General features: G+C 49.2%; 1 protein-coding gene. It reads left to right on the forward strand.

Features of this window, described 5'->3' with window-relative positions; translation table 11 throughout:
* Positions 1–305 (forward strand): tandem-95 repeat protein (locus AB4482_RS19285; protein ID WP_372181435.1); only part of this gene is annotated, 305 nt, incomplete at both ends.

Raw genomic sequence — 305 nt, forward strand, 5'->3', positions numbered from 1 at the left:
GGCACATACACCTTCGCACCAAATGAAAACTTCAATGGCGACGTAAACTTCGGTTTTGATGTGTCTGACGGCACCGATACGGTCTCTGCCAACATCGATGTGAGTGTTACAGCGGTTGATGATGCGCCAGTGTCTGGTGACTTAGCGTACTCAATCGATGAAGACGGTTCTATCCGTTTAAGCCAAGAGCAATTGCTATCACAAGCATCTGATGTTGAAGGCGATGACCTTACTGCTAGCGGCCTAACGGTTGGTGGTGATGCGACGATTGTAGCTAACGATGATGGCAGCTTCACGATTACGCC

The sequence above is a fragment of the Vibrio sp. 10N.222.55.C7 genome (assembly GCF_041473335.1).
Lineage (GTDB): Bacteria > Pseudomonadota > Gammaproteobacteria > Enterobacterales > Vibrionaceae > Vibrio > Vibrio crassostreae_C.